The following is a 20,458-nucleotide window of genomic DNA, read 5'->3' on the forward strand; positions in this document are numbered from 1 at the left end:
AATAAAATATAGCACTGAGTATCGTAAAGGATTGCAAAAATAATGAAATGTTATATTATAACATTCATCCAAAATACTGAATTTGAGCTTCGGTCATGTCCTTTCCTAAGAATCTAATAACATTGTCAATTTTTGCTGTAGCTGCCCCTACAGTTTTTGCAGAACAGACCTCATCTTCCATTCCCGTGCAGACCATGGACACCATTCAGGTGCAAGCTCATCCACTGATGCAGACTGCAGCGGACTTTGCGGTAGCGGATCATGTTGTAGATCAGAAAGCCTTGTCTGAACGTGCAACCACCATTGGAGATGCATTGGCAGATGAACTGGGCGTATATTCTAACCAGTTTGGTACGGGGGCCAGCCGTCCGGTGATTCGTGGGCAAGATGGGCCACGTGTCAAAGTCTTGCAGCATGCTTCAGAGACAGCCGATGTTTCCACGTTATCTCCAGATCACACCGTCACCGTCGATCCGATTTTGGCAAAACAGGTCGAAGTGATTCGTGGGCCATCGACGTTGCTCTATGCAGCAGGAACAGTGGGTGGTCTGGTCAATGTCACCGATCAGAAAATTCCAACGCAAATGCCTGAAGATGGTCTGGAAGGTACAGTCGGTCTGCGCTATAACACGGGCAGTGATGAGAAACTGGCCAGTGCAGGAATTACGGCTGGAATTGGTGAAAATTTTGCTTTGCGTGTAGAAGGCTCAAAACGTAAGGCCAATGATTATATTGCCCCTGGTTATTTTGATACGCATACCCACAAAGAAGAGCATGTTGAAGATAATGGTGAGATTCATATACATGAGCATGAACATAGTGTAAAAAAACGCCGTGTAGACAATACCTTTGCCGAAGGGCAAACGGTGAATATTGGTGGATCATGGATCCATGACCGTGGTTTTGTCGGCTTATCTTATAGTAACCGCCAAGACCAATATGGTCTGCCAGGACACAGCCATGAATATCATGGCTGTGAAATTCATGGCGATCATTTTCACTGTCCAAAACCGGGTGAAGATGAGCATGATCATGAAGAAACAGCAGGGCCGTGGGTAGATTTAAACTCTGAGCGTTATGATGTTCGTACCGAGCTAGAACAACCTTTTGCCGGTTTTGACAAGTTGCGTGCGCATGCCAGCTTTACCGATTATGAACATGATGAACTGGAAGAAAATGCAGTCATCAGCAACTTTAAAAGTAAGGGTTATGATGGACGTTTAGAGCTGGTGCAGGTTCCTGTTGCAGGTTGGGAAGGTGTCATTGGCACCCAGCTTTCACAGCAGAAAATTAATTTATCGGCTCCAGAATCGCATAGTCATGCAGAACACGATCATGAAGGACATGAGCACGATCATAGTGAGCATGCGGATCATAATCATGATGTGTTAATGGCAGATACCAAAACCCAAAAATACAGCCTTTTTGCTTTAGAACATAAGCAGTTCGGCGATGTTCATGTTGAACTTGGAGCACGTGTCGATCATCAAAAAGTAAAAGTAGATTCGGAGCAGAAAGATTATTCCGGTACGGGTGTTTCTGCATCTGCGGCTGCGAATTGGGAGTTTGCACCGAATTACAAACTGTCTGTAGTGGGATCACATCAACAGCGTTTGCCTCTAGCGCAAGAGCTGTATGCTGATGGTCTGCATTTTGCGACCAATACCTATGAATTGGGGAATCCTGATCTTGATAAAGAAAGGTCAAATAATCTTGAATTAGGTCTGCACTATGCAGGGGATAAACTGGATTACCATGTGCATGTCTATCACAACTGGTTTGATGATTATATTTATGGCGAAACGGTAGCGCAGAAAGGTAATTTGCGCGGCGTGCAATATACCCAAGACCAGGCCAGATTCTATGGCACTGAGGCTCAAGCCGGTTATCAGATCAATGATATGTACAAGCTGAGTGTCTTTGGCGATTACGTGCGTGGCAAAATTGAAGCTGAGAATGCACCACGTATTCCTGCCGGTCGCTTAGGCAGCAAAGTGGAAGCAGATTTTGCCGATGGCTGGTCAGGTCTGGCTGAATATTATCATGTCTTCAATCAGGACAAGATTGCCAGCTATGAAGAGGAAACCCAAGGCTACAACATGGTCAATGTGGGCTTAAGCTATACCAATACCCTTGCAGATAACAATGCTTATCGGGTGTATTTCAAGGCCAATAACCTGCTCGATGATCAGGTCTATTCCCATACCTCGTTCCTGTCGAATATTCCGCAAGTCGGTCGTAACTTTAGCGTCGGTGTGCAGTATGATTTCTAAAGCAGTGATGAAATAACTGACCAAATCAAAGAGATGTCACTGAAATTGACTTGAAAAATCATCTGATAAAACCTAGCCTGAGCATATTGGGTTAGGTTTTTTCTTATGCGTATCTTTCAACGAATTCACAATAAACTGAACTGGTCAAATCGCCGTTATGCGGCATTGATTATCAGTCTACTGGCGGTCAGTTATCTGGCATCTGCTGTTTATCATACTTATAAGCCTTTACCAGAAGGTCTGAATTACACTGGCAAGCTGCGCCATGCCGAAGTCAAGTTTCTGGCCGACCAGACTTATCTGGATGCCGAAGGAAAACAGCACTTAGATCATCGTATTTTTAATGAAATGTTGAAGATGATTGAAGAGGCCAAATCACTGATTGTATTGGATCTATTTTTATTTAATCAGCAAACCGGTGCCTCGACACAGGAACATCAGGCATTGAGTCAACAGTTGAGCGATGCCTTAATCAGTAAACGTCTGCTGCAACCGCAAGTTGAAATCAAGTTCATTACCGATCCGATCAATTCGGTTTATGGCGGAATTCAGTCCGAGCAGTATCGTAAGTTACGTCAGCACGGTATCGATGTGATTGAAACCAATCTGATCCCTTTGCGGGCGTCCAATCCGAGCTGGTCGGGGTTCTGGTATTTATGTTGTCAGGGCATTGGTAATAATCCGGAAAAAGGCTGGTTACCGAATCCATTTGGCCCAGAAAAAATTACCCTGCGCAGTTATTTTGATTTATTTAACTTTAAAGCCAATCATCGTAAAACCTTGGTGGTGGATACTGATCAGGGCTGGAAAGCGCTGGTCACCTCCATGAATCCGCATGATGGGAGTTCGCGGCATTCCAATATCGGTTTATTGGTCTGGGGAACCACAGCCGTGGATATTCTGAGAACAGAACAATCGGTCGGCATCATGTCACAGGCCAATATGCCAGCCATTATCGCGGGCGATTTTCAGGCAGAAAATACCCAGCCACAAGTTCAGGTCCTGACGGAAAAAGCCATTTATGATGCGACTTTAAATCTGATTCAGACGGCGAAAGAAAATGAACAGATTGATCTGGCCATGTTTTATCTGTCCGAGCGCAAGATTATTAAAAGTCTGATCGCGGCGCATGAACGCGGGGTTAAGGTTCGGGTTCTACTCGATCCCAATAAAGATGCCTTTGGCCGTGAGAAAAACGGGATTCCAAACCGGCAGGTGGCTTCGGAACTGCACAAGGCAGGCATTGATGTACGCTGGTGCAATACCCAGGGTGAGCAATGTCATAGCAAAATATTGATGAAGCGTAATGCTCAGCAGGCTGAAATGATTTTAGGCTCGGCCAATTTCACCGCACGCAATCTGAAAAACTATAATCTGGAAACCAATATGCGCGTGCTGGGTCAGCATCAGGCAGAAGTGTTTAAAGATGCCCAACAATATTTTGAGGGTGCATGGTCAAATCTGAATGGCCGTGTGATGAGTGTGGACTATAGACAATATGAAGACAATTCATGGTCTAAATATTGGCTGTACCGCTTTATGGAATGGAGCGGCTGGTCGACGTTTTAGCATCTCTAATAATCTCCCTAAATCCCTCTTTTGAAAAGAGGGACTTTACCTCCCTTTTTTAAAGGGAGGGTAGGAGGGATTTTTTAAGGCTCCGGATTCGGTGGAACCAGTTCATCCAGTTCTTTATCGGACAATGCTTCAAGTTCAGCAAGATCCGTTTTAATTTTCCATTGCTCTTCATGGTCGACCGGATTGGGTAAACGTGCTTCTAGCCAGTCACAGACTACATCTGGCGGGAAATCAGCATGATTACATTGAATCACCCAAGACAAGAAATCTTTGGCGACACCATTCATATACGGTGGTGGCGATACTGGCAGGAACTGAGTCGGAAGACGTTCATTTTTAGAAATATAATTCAGGACATGACCTAGTTCCTGTACCGTCTGCCAAGCCAGCGGATGATCTACATTGATCTGAAATTTAAACCACCATGCCTGTTTGCCATCTGAACCATAGCTATCAATCCGTTCTTTTTGAACACTCGGCACTTTAGAAAAATATTCATGTAAACGATCGAAATTTAAATCAGACACAGTATTCAACTCGAAACATTAAAAAAGTGATTTTAGCATAAAGCAGTCGCCTGCCGATGGGCCTGCTAGATTGAAAATACGCAGGCACATTACAAAAAATTGCAGGGTCAGTAAGCTTATTCATATTTTCTGCATTTATTTTGTTTAAAATATAGACGAGTGATTAAGAGGAAGCCCAAATGAAAATAGTGTTATTGAGTGCAATATTTGCTGCATTGCTATTGGGGGCTTCTGCACAGACGATGGCCGGAAACGCTTGGGGTGGATATACAGGGGTTGAACGTTCCAAACCGAATTACCGCGCTGCACCATCACGCTCTTATGATTCATCACGGCACTCCTATCCGCAGCGTCCGGTGCCACCTAGACCACATTACCCGCAACGACCGACCCATTGGGGTTATCCGCCGGCTCAAAGTCAAAGTGGTCTCAATATCCAGTATCAGGCACCGACCACGATTTATCAAAATTCCAATAGCTATAGCTGGGTGAATGGCGATCCGAATGTGGCTCGAATTGAAAGTTCAAGATATAGCGTTATCAGTGACTGGCAGCGTCTGGGCTTACCTGCACCACCGCGTGGCAGTTACTGGATTTATGAAAATGGACGTTATGTGCTGGTGCCGAATCGTTAAGTTAAAAATCCCCCTTTATTCAAGGGGGATTTTTTATATCAAGCCAACTCATCATCTTCCGGACGAGGCGTTTTGCCTTGTGGCACTGGTTTCTCGCTGTGTTTGTCACGAATCACCGATGGATAGGTCCATGACGCATAGCGCACCACTAAAATGGCAAATGCCATAATCAGGATCGAACCGGTAATAATCACCAGATCCATACTGGCTTTATGCGTGTGCTGAATGTCCGCAATGAGCAAGCGGGTCAGTGCGGTAATGGCAATATAAATCAGGAAGCGTACCGGCATATGGTTGGTCTTAAAATAGATGCCGACCATGGCACCGAGTTCGAGATAGATAAACAGTAAAAGAATATCGTCAATGGTGGCGAACTGTTTCACGGTCAGAATGTCGACGACGGTATGACCGGCAGACCAGATCACCATACAGCCGATCACAAACAGGGCAATATAATGAAAACTTTCTACAGCAAGATTACCAAAACGGTCGAGGAGGGCTTCAAGTTTTTCAACTTTGGGATGGGGTTTCGGCATAAGATCCTCCTAATTTTTTATGTGATATAAACGATACTTAGAGAATAACCTGCAAAAATTATGCACAGAATGATTGGATGAAAAATAAAGATTAAATTATTTGAACTTTTGCGCTTTTTTTAGACTAAATTGCTATATTGTATGGGTGGTACATTGAATAAATAGGAGAAAAAAGTGTTAGATAAAATTCAAACAAAAATTGACCAATTAGAAGCCGGAAAAAAATTAATCCTCGGCGTAGGCATTAAGGCTGAAGATATGCAAAAGGTGGTGGAACTCTGCGAGTCTTTAGAGTCAGAGGGGAATATCAAAATTGTGAATAAACATCTGAATCCGAAAAGCAATAATCAACCGGATTCTTTAATGATTCAGAAAGTTTAAGTTTCGAATTGTAATAAAAACGCCTGCATCAAGCAGGCGTTTTTGATTATGGCTGTTTCAGCTTAAGCTTGAGTCGTGAAGTAATCTTCAGAGAAGTTCATGATCAGGTCAGAACCTGATTTTACTTTGGTGATGCGTAGAGCCAGCTCAGGCAGAATGCGTTGCACAAAATAATTCGCCAAAGCCAGTTTGTTTTGATAGAACTCGCCCTCTTTATTTTTCGCAGCATTGGCAATACGCGCGAACATATACGAGAAGCTGAGCAGACCGACAGCGTGCAGATAGTCGACCGCGGTCGAGTTCGGGAAATCATGACTTTCTCTTGCTGCTTCCAGAATAAACTGAGTCACCGATTCGACTTCAGTCGCTGCATCCAAAGTGGCGTCTTTAATGAAGTTTAGGTCTGCATCCAGACTGTTGGCAAAGTCACGGATTTCAGAGATATATTCAGAGATATATTCACCGCCACATTTAATGGTTTTACGACCGATTAAATCTTGTGACTGTACGCCGTTGGTGCCTTCATAGATCTGGGAAATACGCAGGTCACGGATACATTGTTCCACGCCCCATTCACGGATATAGCCATGACCACCAAACACCATTTGCGCATCTAATGTTGCCTGGAAGGCAGTATCGGTTAAATAGGCTTTTGCGATTGGCGTGAGTAGTGCCACGCGGTCATTGGCTTTTTTCACCGCTTCTGGATCGGTAGAGAACTTGGTAATGTCCAGTTGCTGACCGACATAGACTGCAAAGGCACGAGACGCTTCATTGTTGGCACGTACATTCAGCAGCATACGGCGTACATCACCATGCACCAGAATACTGTCCGCCGGTTTGTTTGGTGATTGAACGCCAGCCGCACTGCGACCCTGTAAACGGTCTGTGGCATATTGTGCAGCATTTTGATAAGCAAATTCAGAAGCACCTAAGCCCTGAATCCCCATGGACAGGCGTTCATAGTTCATCATTACGAACATCGCAGCCAGACCTTCGTTTTCTTTACCCACCAGATAGCCTTTGGCGCCGTCAAAATTCATGACACAGGTCGCAGAAGCTTTAATGCCCATTTTGTGTTCGATAGAACCTGGCCCTACAGGATTGCGTTCGCCAACAGAACCATCTTCATTGACCAGGAATTTCGGTACGATAAACAGGGAAATACCACGTGAACCCGCAGGTGCATCTGGGGTTTTGGCCAGAACCAGATGAATGATGTTTTCCGCCAAATCATGATCGCCGCCGGTAATAAAAATCTTGGTACCGGTGATGCTATAGCTACCATCTTCATTGCGTTCAGCTTTGGTTTTGATAATCCCCAGATCCGTACCGGCATGCGGCTCGGTTAAGCACATGGTGCCTGACCATTCACCCGAATAAATTTTAGGTAAATAGGTTTGTTTTTGCGCTTGTGAAGCATAGCTGTTTAAGGCCATACCTGCACCGACAGACAGCAGCGGATACAGCATGAAAGACGGGTTGGTGGCAAACAGCATTTCATCAGAAAGTACCGTTAGCATTTTCGGCATTTCCTGGCCGCCCCATTCGGTATCTGCGCCCAACCCGATCCAGCCGCCTTCGGCATATTGTTTAAAGGCTTCTTTAAAGCCAGCAGGGGTAGTCACATTGCCATTTTCATATTTTGCGCCTTCTTCATCACCGCTACGGTTGAGTGGCAGGGTCACGTTTTGCGCAAATTTCGCCATTTCTTCCAGAATAGCTTCTGCTGTTGCAGCATCGAGGTGCGCTAAATTTTCATTGGCTTGCCAGAATTGTTCTGCATTAAAGACATCGTTGAGGATGAATTTCATATCGGCAAGTGGCGCGTTATAAATTGGCATGGTGTGTCACCTGTTTATTGTTTGATTAAATAAGTTTTAATCAGTCTAAAACACTCAAAATCTGAATGTTAGACGACTAAAGGTTAATTCTGTAACTCGTTATAAAGAAAAAGGACTGTCTGTTCATTGACCGTCCTTTTTCTGTGATGCGATTAGTCTGATTCTAACTTAGAATGCGAAATGTTCTGCATCCAGGTTCATCAATGGCTCTACACCTGTTGCGATCACGTCAACATGTGAACGAACGCGTGGCAGGATTTTCTTGAAGTAGAAGCGTGCAGTGGTCACTTTGGCATTGTAGAAGTCAACTTCAGTGGTGCCAGCAGCCAGTTGCTCTTGAGCAACCAGTGCCATACGTGCCCATAGGTAAGCCAGGGTGACATAACCAGAGAAGTACAGGTAATCGACCGCAGCTGCACCGACTTCTTCAGGGTTTTGCATCGCACGCATACCAATTTGCATGGTCAGGTCGCCCCATTCCTTGTTCAAGGCAGCCAATGGCTCAACGAATTCTTTCATTGCAGCATTGTCTTTGTGCGCTTCAGCAAATTTGTGGATCATCTTGGTGAAGTCTTTCAACATCGCACCTTGAGTACCCAACACTTTACGACCTAACAAGTCCAGCGCCTGAATTTCAGTGGTACCTTCGTACAAACAGGCAATACGTGTATCACGTACGATTTGCTCCATGCCATGCTCAGAAATAAAGCCATGACCACCGAAGACCTGCACACCGTGTTTCGCAGCTTCAGAACCGGTTTCAGTCAGGAATGCTTTTGCGATTGGGGTAAGTAGAGACAAGATATTGTCTGCAAATTTACGATCGGCTTCTTCTACAGCATGTTCAACCACGTCCGCATATTGCGCCAACAGGTAAACCAGTGCGCGACCTGCTTCAGCATATGCTTTTTGGGTTAGCAGCATGTTACGTACAGCTGGATGCACAATGATTGGATCTGCTTCTTTTTCCGGGTTTTTAGGGCCAGACAGTGAACGCATCGCCAGACGGTCTTTGGCGTAGGCAAGTGCACCCTGGAAAGAACCTTCAGACGCTGCCAGACCTTGTACTGCCGTACCGATACGTGCAGTGTTCATGAAGGTGAACATGCAGTTCAGACCACGGTTTTCAGGGCCAATCAGGAAGCCTTTCGCGTTATCGAAGTTGATCACACAGGTTGCGTTACCGTGGATCCCCATTTTATGTTCGATTGAACCACAACGTACGCCATTGCGATCGGCAATAGAGCCATCGGCATTCAGGTTGAACTTCGGTACGATGAATAATGAAATACCTTTGGTGCCTTTCGGTGCGCCCGGTAAACGTGCCAGTACGATATGGATGATGTTTTCAGCCATGTCGTGTTCACCCGCAGAGATGAAGATTTTCTCGCCAGAAATGGCGTAGCTACCATCTGCTTGTGGCTCGGCTTTGGTACGGATAATACCCAGGTCAGAACCTGCATGCGATTCGGTCAGGCACATGGTACCCGTCCACTCACCTGAAACCAGTTTAGGCAGGTAAGCATCTTTTTGTTCAGCTGAACCGTGGTGTTCTAAAGTACGAACTGCACCGTGAGACAGGCCAGGGTACATGCCCCATGCCCAGTTCGCAGTACCGACCATTTCAGAGATGGTAATCCCTAAAGAATTTGGTAAGCCTTGACCGCCATACTGTTCTTCAGCAGAAAGTGAAGGGAAGCCCAGCTCGATGTATTTTTGATACGCTTCTTTAAAGCCTGTTGGTGTAGTCACCACGCCGTCATTCCAGGTACAACCTTCACGGTCGCCCGCCTGGTTAATCGGAGAGAGTTCATTTTCACAGAAATCAGCCGCAGCTTCTAAATACTGATCTACCAGTTCACGGCTTACGTTTTCTTGGAATGCAGGGAGATTTGCATAGTGTTGTTCAGCATTTAATAATTCATGCAACACAAATTGCATATCACGTAAAGGCGCTTTGTATTGTGGCATATCGGTTTCCTCAATACTGGTTTAACCAGCGTTATAATCTTAGATGAACTAAAAACGTATCTTCACTGACACGGTTTGGAATGATTCTAATCCTGCAACATCTTCCCCTGCGGTACAAGCTTTTCAGGGGGATTTCTTGGTGACTGTAAAGTCAAAGATTAATATATATGACGTGTTAAACACATTGAGTATAAAGACTTTAGGTGTATTTTTTATGATACGAATAGTCAACTATCCAGGGTAAATAGCACGCAATAAAAAAGCACCCGAAGGTGCTTGTCGTGAATCATTGATTCCTATGCATTAATAGGCAGATGTTTTGGGCTGGAAACGAACATGACATTGACCATTCACTGTTTGTTCACCTGCTTTGATCTGTGCAGCAGTACCATCTTTCTTGCCTTGACAGGCTTGCAGCATCGCTTGTTGTTGTGCCTGACGCTGAGCCAGACGTTGATCAAACTGTTTGGTCAATTCTGCACGTTTTGCATCAGTTAATGCTTCACCGCGCATCATGCCGCCACGGACATCAGCACGCATCGGGCGATGTTCAGCTTTCATGCCGCGGTGTTCGCCTTGCATGTTTTTACGATCGGCTTTAAAAACGATAGTACAGCTGCCATCAATGGTTTTATCACCGGCCTTGATTTGAACCGCTGAACCTACGGCTTTATTGTCACAGGCCTGTTGCAGCTGTTTGGCAAATTGCAGACGTTCCGCACGCTTTGCTTTAAACTGCTCGCGCTGTTCAGGTGAAAGATGATGCTGTTTTTTACCCTCATGATGATGTTTCATCATTTGGCGATGCTCATTGTTCGGTACATTACTGGTAGATTGACAGGCAGTCAAAGCACCCATAGAAAGAACACTGGCACTGATTAAGGCTATTTTTGTCATGGCTTGCATTGTATTTATTCCCGTCAAGAACCTGATTTTATGTCAGGTAAAGATTAAACAATAAAGATGAAGAAACAATGAAGAGTTTTTTGATGCCATGTTCGCTACAATAATGAATATAGAAGAAAAATTGAGATTTCTGTTTTGAACATTCGCCGTATTCCGATTGCATTACGTCTATTTTTGACCGTACTGTTGACCACGCTGGTTATTACCACAGTGAGTCTGGGTGTACTGCATCTGAATATGCAGCGTAATTTCGCCCGCTATGTGGCTGATGTCGAAATGCAGAAACTGGATTATGTGATTAAAAATCTGGCGGATGTCTATGCGGTGTATCAGGACTGGGGCAATGCGATTCAGGCCCAGATTCTACAAATGGAAGGGGAGGCTGCGCCAGATGATTATGATCGTTTATCACGCTGGTGGCTGCGCCGTCAGTATGATATTGCCTTGCAGCAGCGCTATTTTCAGGAACAGACCCTGGTTCAAGTCGCACCCAGTATGGTCGATCCGGCTTTGCCACCGCGTCAGGTCAATGAAGAAGAGTTACGCCTCCTGGCTTCCAATCTACCCTCTCAGTTTCAGCCCTTTGAAGGCCTAAAATTTCCGCTGAGTTCCAATCAGAATCTGTTTAGAACTGACCGTAAGAATGGCGAACAAGCAGCACAGCAGCCGACCGGCAAGAAGCAGTTTATCCAGATGCCGGATCGTCTTGGTCTCAGTTCACGTCTTTCGCTGTATGATGCAAAACGGCGCTTTGTGGTCGGTGAGGCTTCAGATGAGCAGATTTCCTATCGCCCGATTATGGTGAATAATCAGATTGTCGGCTATTTGGGCTTAAAGCCGGTTCTGGATCAGGATGATGCCTTAAGTATTAATTTTTTTAGTAATCAAAAGCGTTATTTGTTCTTGGTCTATGCGCTCAGTATTTTGGCCAGTCTGATTGCCTCCTTGTTATTGGCGACTTATTTCAAGAAACCAATTCAACGTTTGCTGAATGGTACGCGTGCTCTGACCCAAGGCAATTATCAGTATCAGGTCAAAGTCAACCGCAATGATGAATTGGGTGATTTGTCCAATGAATTAAATGCCTTGGCTGTGATTCTGGATCAGCATGAAACCTCACGCCGTCAATGGGTGGCAGATACCTCACATGAATTGAAAACGCCACTGGCGGTATTGCAGGCACAGATTGAAGCGATGCAGGATGGGATTCGTAAACCCACCCCTGAACATTTTGCTTCCATGCTGGCGCAGGTCACCAGCCTGAAAAAACTGACACAGGATCTGGCCGCATTGGCACAGGCCGATGCGCAGCAATTGCAATTTTACTTCTCGACGGTGAATCCGTGGGAGGTGGTACAGCAGGAACTCATCAACTTCCAGCCCAACTTTGATCAGGCTGAACTGACGGTCACTGCAGATGGTGAAGGTGCTGAATTAGATCTGGATCTGGATCGTTTTAAACAGATTGTGGCGAACTTGCTCAGTAACAGTATTCGCTATACTGAAGCGGGTGGGCAGGTGCATATTCATACCACACAGGATGATAAAGAGTGGACCTTATATATCGATGATAGTCCGTTTGGCCTAACTGATGAACAGTTGGCGCGTATTGGTGAGCGTTTCTACCGTGTCGATGATTCGCGTACCCGGGCGACTGGCGGAACAGGACTTGGTTTGGCATTATCATGTAAAATTACGCAGGCGCTGGGCGGCAGTTTAAGCTTTGCACATTCACCACTGGGTGGTTTACGATGCAAGCTGAGCTTTCCTAAACAAATGAAACCATGAAGGGAATAGATTGATGAAACATGTCATGCTGGTTGAAGATGAAATCGAACTTGCACAGTTGGTGCGAGACTATCTGGAAGCTGCTGGTTTTGAGGTCAGTATGTTTCATGATGGGCAGGAAGCATATAACAGTTTTACCCAGCGTAAACCGAGTCTGATGATTCTGGACTTGATGGTGCCGCGTATGGACGGCCTGACCATTTGCCGTAAAGTACGTGAACAGTCAGACTTGCCGATTATTATGGTAACCGCGCGTACTGAAGAAATTGACCGTGTGTTGGGTCTGAATATGGGTGCAGATGATTATCTCTGTAAACCATTTAGTCCGAAAGAACTGGTTGCGCGCGTACAGGCTGTGTTACGTCGTCTGGATCGTAAATCAGAACCGGAAAGCAATGATTTATTTCGTATGGACAAATCACAACAGCGCATCTGGTATCAACAAAAAGCCTTGAATTTAACGCCGACCGAATTCCGTTTGCTGGAGTTATTCCTGGAACATGTCGGACAGGTCTATTCACGTGCGCAATTGCTGGATCATATCAATCCGGACAGTTTTGATGTCGCAGACCGGGTCATTGACAGTCATATCAAGAATTTGCGCCGTAAGATTTCAGATGCGGCTGAAACCGGTAACCGCCATGAGTGGATTCAGGCAGTGTACGGTGTTGGTTACCGTTTTGAATATCCCGAAGACTGATTAAAAAATAAATGTGGATGTAATTATTAACCATCCACATTTATTTAAACTTGTACTTTCAGAAAATATAAATCGTTAATCTGGTCCCATAAAAACTCATAGTCTTGCATGAGTGTAATATCGTTTCCGTAAGGCTTAGGAGTTCTATAACTTAATATCGTTCCTTCTTTGTACGTACTTTTATGCCTGAAATCAAAATCACGGGTATCATCTGAATATTTTATTTGGTTGCAATAGTGGGCATGATCAGTTGCGAGAATGAAATAACAAATGTCGACTCCATTTTTCTTGTAAAGTTCTAAATTTGAAAGATCTTTAAAGACATCGTAGCGGTTGTTAGGTTCCCGATGGTTACTTTTCTTAAAGAATTTTAGTTCTATAGCAGCACAAGTTTGATGATTACTATCTTGATAACGAATTAAAATATCAATTCTTGCTCGCTCAGATTGACTCTTAATACTCGTTGTTTTTAAAGGTAAAAATGTTTCAAACTCTAAATGGAATTTGTCGCTTAACCTAAACTCATATAACTGCCCAAGTGTTTTTAAAATATGTCCTAGTTCTAATTGGAAAGCACTTTCGTTATGTGTAATTAATCCTCCAAATGCGAGTTTGTGAGTAAGCAGCTTATATGCTGTTTCAATAATTTCATGTGTCAGTTTAGTTTGATCAATTTTTTGCATGTTTTTTGAGTCTATTTATTAAGACGAACAACTCACCATCACTTCAGGCACATCACTTGGCAATGGCGCTAAATCTTCAGGCTGTTCCAGATCTGGCTGTTTTAGATAAGGCTGGCTCAATAGTTTAAATAAACGATCTACTTCAGAAAAATCATCCCGCTCTGCCAGTTCAATGGCTTTCTGTGCCATATGATTACGCAGAATATAATGCGGATTGGCCAGTTGCATGGCGGCGTCTAATTCTTCAATATCCTGTTGTTCGCGAATGCTTTCATATTGCGCCAAGAATGCTTCAAACTGACGACGATCCAGACAATCGTCTTTCATGGCTTCATAGTCTTTATTTTGCAGGCGGATAAAACTCTGGGTGTAATCCAGTTGCTCACTTTGCAAGATTCGTAAAAATGCCATCGCACAGTCAAAACTGTCTTTATGGAAACCTGGTAAACCCATTTTCTGGTTTAAACCGTGTTTGTAATGTTCCAAGAATGTCGGCTCATAATGTTCCAGACAGCCGGCCAGATCCTGTTTCCATTGTTCTTTGTCATAATTCACAGGGCAGAGGGGAACCAGATTGTTTAACCATTGCCACAAGTTCCAGTGCCCGATACTTGGTTGTTGCTGATAGGTATAACGCCCCTGATAATCCGAATGGTTATTGATCCAGTTCGGACGGAAGCGTTCCATAAAGCCATAAGGACCAAAGTCCAAAGTCGAGCCGGTAATATTCAGATTGTCAGTATTCATCACGCCATGCGCGAAGCCAACCAGTTGCCATTTGGCAATCATCACCGCTGTGCGCTGAATGACTTTTGTGGCAAAGCTCAGAATCGGCTGTTCGGCTTGCAGGCATTCCGGATAATGCCATTCAATACATTTCTGGGTAAATTCAGCCAATAACTCCGGCTGATATTGATTGATCCATTCAAAATGCCCGAAACGAATATGACAGTCTGAAGTACGTAACATCATTGCACCGGGTTCGAGCTTTTCGCGCTGAATACCTTGCATTGATGAAGTAAAACCTACCGCATTACTGGATGCTACACCCAAAGCATTTAATGCATGACCCGCCAGATACTCACGAATCACCGAACGCAGTACTGCACGCCCATCACCCATGCGTGAATAGGGCGTTGCACCCGCACCTTTTAAATGCAGGTCAATAGTCTGACCTTCCTGATCAAGGATCTGTGCAATTAACAGGCCGCGACCATCTCCCAATTGTCCTGCCCATTGCCCAAACTGATGGCCTGCATAGACCATAGCCAAAGGTTCAAACTCAGCGAAGACTTTCTGACCGCTACAAATCTTGACCCATTGCGCTTTGTCTTTATCTGACCATTGCAGTTGCTCTGCCAATGCTGCATTAAAATGTCCGGCTTTTGCACCTTTTAACGGCAGCGGAACTTGATGATGATAGAGGCGAGCAGGTAGTGTTTGATAGCGAGAGTTAAAATACATAGCATCAGTACAGGATTGGAATACATGAACTATAACAAAGATAGCTGTATAAAACTGTTGTATAAGCGAGAGTTCACGTTATCTTTCGGACATAAAAAAAGCCCCGAGTGGGGCTTTAATTTTCAACAGCTTTTATTGAGAAACTGCAGATTTTTTCAGATTACGAACCAGTAGATTCAAGGTTTGACGATGATGGGAAAGACGCTGTTCAACCAGCTGGAATTCAACTTTCAGCTTGTCATCCATTTGATGGATTTTTTCAGCCATAGACGCTTTCTTGACCTGAATTTCCTGTTCTTTCAGCTTCGCCCAGTCATTTAAAGTTTGGGTAAATGCATCATATTCCTGTGCGATCTTGGTTTTTACCGCTGAGATATCTTCAGAAACATCATGACCATACACCGCAAGATCCTGTTCGGCATATTTAAACTTCATCGCCAATTCTGCTTTTTTGATATTAAAGCTAGGAATACGGCGCAAGTTTTTAGCTAAACCAAGTTTAGAACAAGTCCAGATCAACCATTTAGTTGGATCGTACTGCCACCATTTCACGCCGTTACGGTAATCGTATTGGAAAATGTGGTGATAGTTATGATAACCCTCACCCCAAGTTGCAATCGCAAGTACGAAGTTGTCACGTGCAGTATTTTCGTCGGTATAAGGACGATTTCCCCACATGTGGCATAGCGAGTTAATGAAGAAGGTCACATGATGGCTCAGGATTAAACGCATTAATCCACCCAGCAGCAAGACTCCCCAGACATCGCCGACTGCCCAGCCAATTGGAAGTAAAATTGCAGCATGAACAGCAATCACTAAAGGAACGTAGTATTTGTCCTGAAACATCACCACTTTATCTTTTAACAGATCTGGTGCATTTTTATAGTTGGCAGCACCAGATGGATAATCACGTAACATCCAGCCAATATGTGCATACCAGAAGCCTTTATTGATCGAGTACGGGTCTTGATCAACATCATCGACATGGCGGTGATGAGTACGGTGACCAGATGCCCAGAATAAAATACTATTCTGTACAGCAAATGTACCCATAATCATCAAGATGATTTTTAATGGTAAAGTGGCTTCATAAGCACGATGTGCCCACAGGCGATGGTATCCTGCTGTAATGCCGAGGCTGCTTACGCCCAGTAAAACAAACATACTGATCCAAGCGGCAGCGCTAAAATCATGGTGATACGCATACAACGGAATCGCGATCAGGGCTACAATCGGTAAGAATACCAATGCAAACACAGCAATCCAGTTGATGGGGGCTTTGGGTAAGGGAGCATTCATCTCCAACAGCACTCCTAGAACCTCGGAAGGTATAACAAAAAGCAGAAACTACTGTTGGTTTTAACAGCAGCCTATCTTGTCCATATTAGCATGTGCCCTAAGGCATCACTAGCATTATTGTACGGTTGTATTGTACTTGTCGGTAACAGAATAAGTAGGGTAGAAGTGACCATTTTGCGAGCTTAGACAGGCTCTGATTTCCGACTAAGTGACTGAGGATTATCACTCTTTCAGAAAATTGAAACCGAATGAATCAGATGAAAATCGTTGTTCATAATTTCTACAATATTATCAGGGAATTTGCAGAATATACGTGTTGGGCAACTTAATCTTACTTTCAAATAAAATTAAATTAAGGAAGATTCACACTTTCATTATTGCGTCATCGAAATGAGCTGAATCAAGAAATACCTAGATCAATTAAGGCTAAGAGAGATTATTTTAAGAGAAATTGTTCAGAGTTGTTGCAGCATCAATTTTGGATAATCGGTAATCAGCCCCTGAATGCCCCAGTCTCGCAGCTGTTTAGCTCGGGTCACATCATTCACTGTCCAGACACTGATATTCAACTCGGCAGCCTGCGTGGCTTGAATCAGGTCTTTACTGGCCAGTTCATCCATCCAGCCAATATGACAGCATCCCAGTTCCAGCGCCTGATCAATAGCTTGATGTTTGACATCGGTCTCAATCAATAAACCGCGTTTTAAACGTGAGTTTTGCTGTTTGAAGGCATCCAGAATTTTGGCATCAAAGCTGGTAATAAGAGCTGCCTGCTCATAGCCTTGTAGTTGTTGTTCGACCTCAAATGCGATTTTTTCAGCTTCTGCTTCAGATGCTACGCTTTTAATTTCGACTTCAATATGCTCGAAATTTCGAATGACATTTAAGGTTTGATCGAGCAGTGGGGTCGCTTCGACTTTATTCCATTCTGACCAGGCCACCGCGTGATTATATTGGGTAAGATCTTGGCGGTTACATTCGTATAGATGCTTCTGCACACCGGTGGTACGCACAAAGTCGTCATCATGCATGATAATTAAAGCGTTGTCTTTAAGCTGACGGACATCAAACTCAACGGCGCGAATGCCGATCTCCTGAATATATTGAAAACCGCCCAAGGTATTTTCAGGGGCTTCGCCACGTGCACCACGATGTCCAATTATGCGCATAAGATGCTCATGAGTGGGAAAGTTAAGTTCATTTTGCGAGGGCTACGTGACAGAAGGATGACACATTCTATTTTCGTCAGATACTCTGTAAAATCAAGAGACATCTGACGTGTATTTTTAGATGCTAACTTGAAACATAATTTTACTTTTCGATGCTGTCATTGATATTTTTTTGCCATAGTACTTCGGAGCCGCCCTCAGCACGTTGCAGGGTGCGTGATGCGACAAATAACCAGTCCGATAAACGGTTAAGTAGTTGCAGTGACGCTGCCTGAATATTTTGGTCACGGTGATGCACGGACATCACGCTGCGTTCTGCGCGACGGCAGACTGCACGCGCCTGATGGGCAAAGCTGCACACCAGCGTTCCGGCAGGCAGAATAAAGTCTTTTAACATCGGCAACGCTTCATTCATGCGGTCGATATCATTTTCTAAAAACTCAATTGATACCGGTTGCACCAGATTAAAACCTGGAATACACACTTCACCGCCCAGATCAAATAGCCAGTGCTGGATCAGGCTTAAAGATTTATCCCAAGCGGCTTGATCTTCAATGTTACTTGCTGAAATTTGTGCACGTAATACGCCAATCACGGCATTCAGTTCATCGACATCACCCAGCGCGGTAATACGCAAGTCATCTTTGGCAACGCGTGAGCCATCACCAAGCCCTGTAGTACCCGAATCGCCTGTGCGCGTGTAGATTTTACTTAAACGGTGGCCCATATGTGTTCCTTGAATTTTTAATGAAGATAATAAAAAAGGATAATGTCGGTCATAACATTATCCATAAACTGCGCTGTTTTAAAGTTTTTTGCTGTTTAGGGCTTAGTATTTAAAGGTGATGCCTGCAGAAGCGAGACGGCCACCGTTGATATAGAATTCATCACCACCATAAGATGCAGTCTTAAACTTGTTGTCACCGATATTCTGAATATTTGTAAAGACTTTAAGATGCGGATTGAGATTCCAATACGCATTCAGATTAACCGTGGCATAGCCAGGCAATTCTTTCGAGTTTTTTGAAGCAGAAATTTTAGATGTGGATTTCGCAGTTAATGTCGCACTCAAACCATATACATTATTTTCTAATCCAATCGTTGTTGAAAGCGATTGGCGGGGACGACGAATAAGTTCTAAACCTGTTTGTTCATCTTGAGTTTTGACATAAGCGTATTCAGTACTCATAAATAAATCATCTTTTTGCCATTTTAGACCGAATTCACCACCAGTCATTTTTGCTTTGGCTGTGTTAATGAAGTCTGTTGTTGACGTATTTGTCAGATCGTCCCAACTATAATCAGGCGAAATTAGGTTTTTAACTTTAGTTTGATATAAGGATAAAGATGTACTGAAATGATCCGTTAATATTTGATCTATCCCGATTTCGTAAGAAATACTTTCTTCGGGTTTTAAATTGGGATTACCATTAGTGATGTACGTAGTTCCTTTCCACTCACTACTATCAGAATAGAATAATTGATTCCCAGTTGGTGCTTTAAAGCCTGTACCGATATTGCTGTAAATACTCGTTGTATCAGTAAGGTTATATCGACCTGCAATTTGACCGACTACATGGCTACCAAATTGGTCATGATCTTCTAAGCGTAAACCTGCTTGGGTATGTAGCTGATTGGAATCGTAATTATGTTGAACATAGTATCCGATACTATCTAAATCTTGCTTTTGTCCTTGAATAGCATAGCTCTCGATATTGGCTTGATTTAATGCTGCACCTAAGATGACTTTTTGACTTTCTGAAATCTTCAAATTAAGGTTAAGATCAGCTTCATCACGTTCAGTATTGAACATATAGCTGCTTCTAGATCCAAGTAATTCATCTTTGAAATTTGCATATTGCGCATTTAGTGCAAGGTTTTCTGTAAGCGTTGTACTTGCTTTTGTGATAAAAACTTGGTTAAGAAAGTCTTGAGAACCACCATAATAGACATTTGTTCCCTCATTTTTACTAAAACTTAGGCTGGCGCTGTATTTCTCTTGGTCGAGACCCAATTTTGCGCTGTAACCTTTTTGATCGTATCCTGCATCTTCTTTTGCTTTATTTGTAACGGGAGTTCCACCGCTTTCAAGGCGCTGAGCTTTAATTTGAGCGTATAAACCTGACTGATCTACAAAATCTGCGCCAACAATAGATTTATAGGTATGATTTTCACCTATCTCATTGGTCAATGAGATACCTGTTTTCTTAGGTGTAGCCGAAATCACATTGATGACACCACCAATCGCATCTGTACCATACTGAACGGATGCAGGACCTCTTAAGACTTCAATACGTTCAATATCGCTTAAATCTATATAAGGAATATTAGAGCCACCATCTAGAGCGGTATTTAAACTGACGCCATCTTTTAAAAATAGAAGGTGCTTTGAATCTGTACCACGAAGGAACGCAGATGTCGTTTGACCAATACCACCTGATTGCACAATGTTAATAGATGCTTCTCTATTCAGTAGAGAACCTAAATCTGCAATAGGAGATTGTTGAATGGTTTTTTCATCAATCACTGAAATCCGCGCAGGCACATTTTCTATCTTTTCTTCAGAACGTGTGACAGTCACCACAATGGTATCTAAAGAGGCTTTCGCAACTTTTTGCTCGGCAGCCTGAACAGATGAAGTGAAACCCAAGGCAAGTGCGATCGCACCTACCAAGGCAGTAGGTTGACAATGAAGTGACATGTT

17 protein-coding genes are annotated in these 20,458 nt (G+C 43.7%); 6 read left to right on the top strand and 11 right to left on the bottom strand.

The window, feature by feature from the left end; genetic code table 11:
* Nucleotides 1–95: 95 nt before the first annotated feature.
* Both znuD and KT990_RS11935 read left to right on the top strand, forming a co-directional pair.
* The gene (gene znuD / locus KT990_RS11930; protein ID WP_218208839.1) at nucleotides 96–2,273 is read left to right on the top strand and encodes a zinc piracy TonB-dependent receptor ZnuD; all 2,178 of its coding nucleotides are present in this window, start codon (nucleotides 96–98) and stop codon (nucleotides 2,271–2,273) included.
* Between the two features lie 105 nt (nucleotides 2,274–2,378).
* Nucleotides 2,379–3,842, top strand: a complete 1,464-nt coding sequence (locus KT990_RS11935; RefSeq protein ID WP_218208840.1) for a phospholipase D-like domain-containing protein — start codon at nucleotides 2,379–2,381, stop codon at nucleotides 3,840–3,842.
* An 83-nt stretch (nucleotides 3,843–3,925) separates the two neighbouring features.
* On the opposite strand, the gene KT990_RS11940 is transcribed toward KT990_RS11935, so the two are convergent.
* Complete coding sequence (locus KT990_RS11940; RefSeq protein WP_074384053.1) at nucleotides 3,926–4,378, bottom strand: hypothetical protein; 453 nt, start codon at nucleotides 4,376–4,378, stop codon at nucleotides 3,926–3,928.
* Between the two features lie 179 nt (nucleotides 4,379–4,557).
* Between KT990_RS11940 and KT990_RS11945 the strand changes: the two genes are divergently transcribed.
* Nucleotides 4,558–5,013, top strand: a complete 456-nt coding sequence (locus tag KT990_RS11945) for an RcnB family protein (RefSeq protein ID WP_218208841.1) — start codon at nucleotides 4,558–4,560, stop codon at nucleotides 5,011–5,013.
* A 38-nt stretch (nucleotides 5,014–5,051) separates the two neighbouring features.
* On the opposite strand, the gene KT990_RS11950 is transcribed toward KT990_RS11945, so the two are convergent.
* Nucleotides 5,052–5,549 carry a phosphate-starvation-inducible protein PsiE gene (locus KT990_RS11950; protein WP_005172599.1) on the bottom strand — a complete coding sequence of 166 codons (498 nt, stop codon included), beginning with the start codon at nucleotides 5,547–5,549 and terminating at the stop codon, nucleotides 5,052–5,054.
* Between the two features lie 174 nt (nucleotides 5,550–5,723).
* Here KT990_RS11950 and KT990_RS11955 point away from each other — a divergent pair, with 174 nt between their 5' ends.
* Complete coding sequence (locus tag KT990_RS11955; RefSeq protein WP_005095746.1) at nucleotides 5,724–5,930, top strand: hypothetical protein; 207 nt, start codon at nucleotides 5,724–5,726, stop codon at nucleotides 5,928–5,930.
* A gap of 62 nt (nucleotides 5,931–5,992) precedes the next feature.
* Here the strand turns inward: KT990_RS11955 and KT990_RS11960 are convergent, their stop codons facing one another.
* The 3 genes from KT990_RS11960 to KT990_RS11970 form a co-directional block, all read right to left on the bottom strand.
* Nucleotides 5,993–7,774 (bottom strand): acyl-CoA dehydrogenase C-terminal domain-containing protein, encoded by a 1,782-nt coding sequence (locus KT990_RS11960; RefSeq protein WP_005172597.1) that lies wholly within the window; start codon nucleotides 7,772–7,774, stop codon nucleotides 5,993–5,995.
* Between the two features lie 168 nt (nucleotides 7,775–7,942).
* Nucleotides 7,943–9,745 (bottom strand): acyl-CoA dehydrogenase C-terminal domain-containing protein, encoded by a 1,803-nt coding sequence (locus KT990_RS11965; RefSeq protein ID WP_005095752.1) that lies wholly within the window; start codon nucleotides 9,743–9,745, stop codon nucleotides 7,943–7,945.
* 303 nt (nucleotides 9,746–10,048) lie between these two features.
* Nucleotides 10,049–10,651, bottom strand: a complete 603-nt coding sequence (locus KT990_RS11970) for a hypothetical protein (RefSeq protein WP_218208842.1) — start codon at nucleotides 10,649–10,651, stop codon at nucleotides 10,049–10,051.
* A 135-nt stretch (nucleotides 10,652–10,786) separates the two neighbouring features.
* Between KT990_RS11970 and baeS the strand changes: the two genes are divergently transcribed.
* Both baeS and KT990_RS11980 read left to right on the top strand, forming a co-directional pair.
* Nucleotides 10,787–12,439 carry a sensor histidine kinase efflux regulator BaeS gene (gene baeS, locus KT990_RS11975; protein ID WP_218208843.1) on the top strand — a complete coding sequence of 551 codons (1,653 nt, stop codon included), beginning with the start codon at nucleotides 10,787–10,789 and terminating at the stop codon, nucleotides 12,437–12,439.
* A gap of 13 nt (nucleotides 12,440–12,452) precedes the next feature.
* The gene (locus KT990_RS11980; protein ID WP_004278304.1) at nucleotides 12,453–13,139 is read left to right on the top strand and encodes a response regulator; all 687 of its coding nucleotides are present in this window, start codon (nucleotides 12,453–12,455) and stop codon (nucleotides 13,137–13,139) included.
* 44 nt (nucleotides 13,140–13,183) lie between these two features.
* Here KT990_RS11980 and KT990_RS11985 read toward each other — a convergent pair whose 3' ends face one another.
* The 6 genes from KT990_RS11985 to KT990_RS12010 form a co-directional block, all read right to left on the bottom strand.
* Nucleotides 13,184–13,822, bottom strand: coding sequence for a hypothetical protein (locus KT990_RS11985; protein ID WP_218208844.1), 639 nt, complete (start codon nucleotides 13,820–13,822; stop codon nucleotides 13,184–13,186).
* Nucleotides 13,823–13,840: 18 nt separating this feature from the next.
* Nucleotides 13,841–15,286 (bottom strand): protein adenylyltransferase SelO, encoded by a 1,446-nt coding sequence (locus tag KT990_RS11990; protein WP_218208845.1) that lies wholly within the window; start codon nucleotides 15,284–15,286, stop codon nucleotides 13,841–13,843.
* A 132-nt stretch (nucleotides 15,287–15,418) separates the two neighbouring features.
* Complete coding sequence (locus tag KT990_RS11995; protein WP_216986542.1) at nucleotides 15,419–16,585, bottom strand: acyl-CoA desaturase; 1,167 nt, start codon at nucleotides 16,583–16,585, stop codon at nucleotides 15,419–15,421.
* Nucleotides 16,586–17,040: 455 nt separating this feature from the next.
* Nucleotides 17,041–17,754, bottom strand: coding sequence for a glycerophosphodiester phosphodiesterase (locus tag KT990_RS12000; protein WP_218208846.1), 714 nt, complete (start codon nucleotides 17,752–17,754; stop codon nucleotides 17,041–17,043).
* 142 nt (nucleotides 17,755–17,896) lie between these two features.
* Entirely contained in the window at nucleotides 17,897–18,481 is a 585-nt protein-coding gene (locus tag KT990_RS12005) for a cob(I)yrinic acid a,c-diamide adenosyltransferase (RefSeq protein ID WP_004647509.1), read from the bottom strand.
* A 102-nt stretch (nucleotides 18,482–18,583) separates the two neighbouring features.
* The gene (locus KT990_RS12010) at nucleotides 18,584–20,455 is read right to left on the bottom strand and encodes a TonB-dependent receptor plug domain-containing protein (protein ID WP_218208847.1); all 1,872 of its coding nucleotides are present in this window, start codon (nucleotides 20,453–20,455) and stop codon (nucleotides 18,584–18,586) included.
* Between the last annotated feature and the right edge of the window lie 3 nt (nucleotides 20,456–20,458).

Source organism: Acinetobacter sp. F9 (genome assembly GCF_019195275.1).
Classification (GTDB): Bacteria; Pseudomonadota; Gammaproteobacteria; order Pseudomonadales; family Moraxellaceae; genus Acinetobacter; species Acinetobacter pseudolwoffii.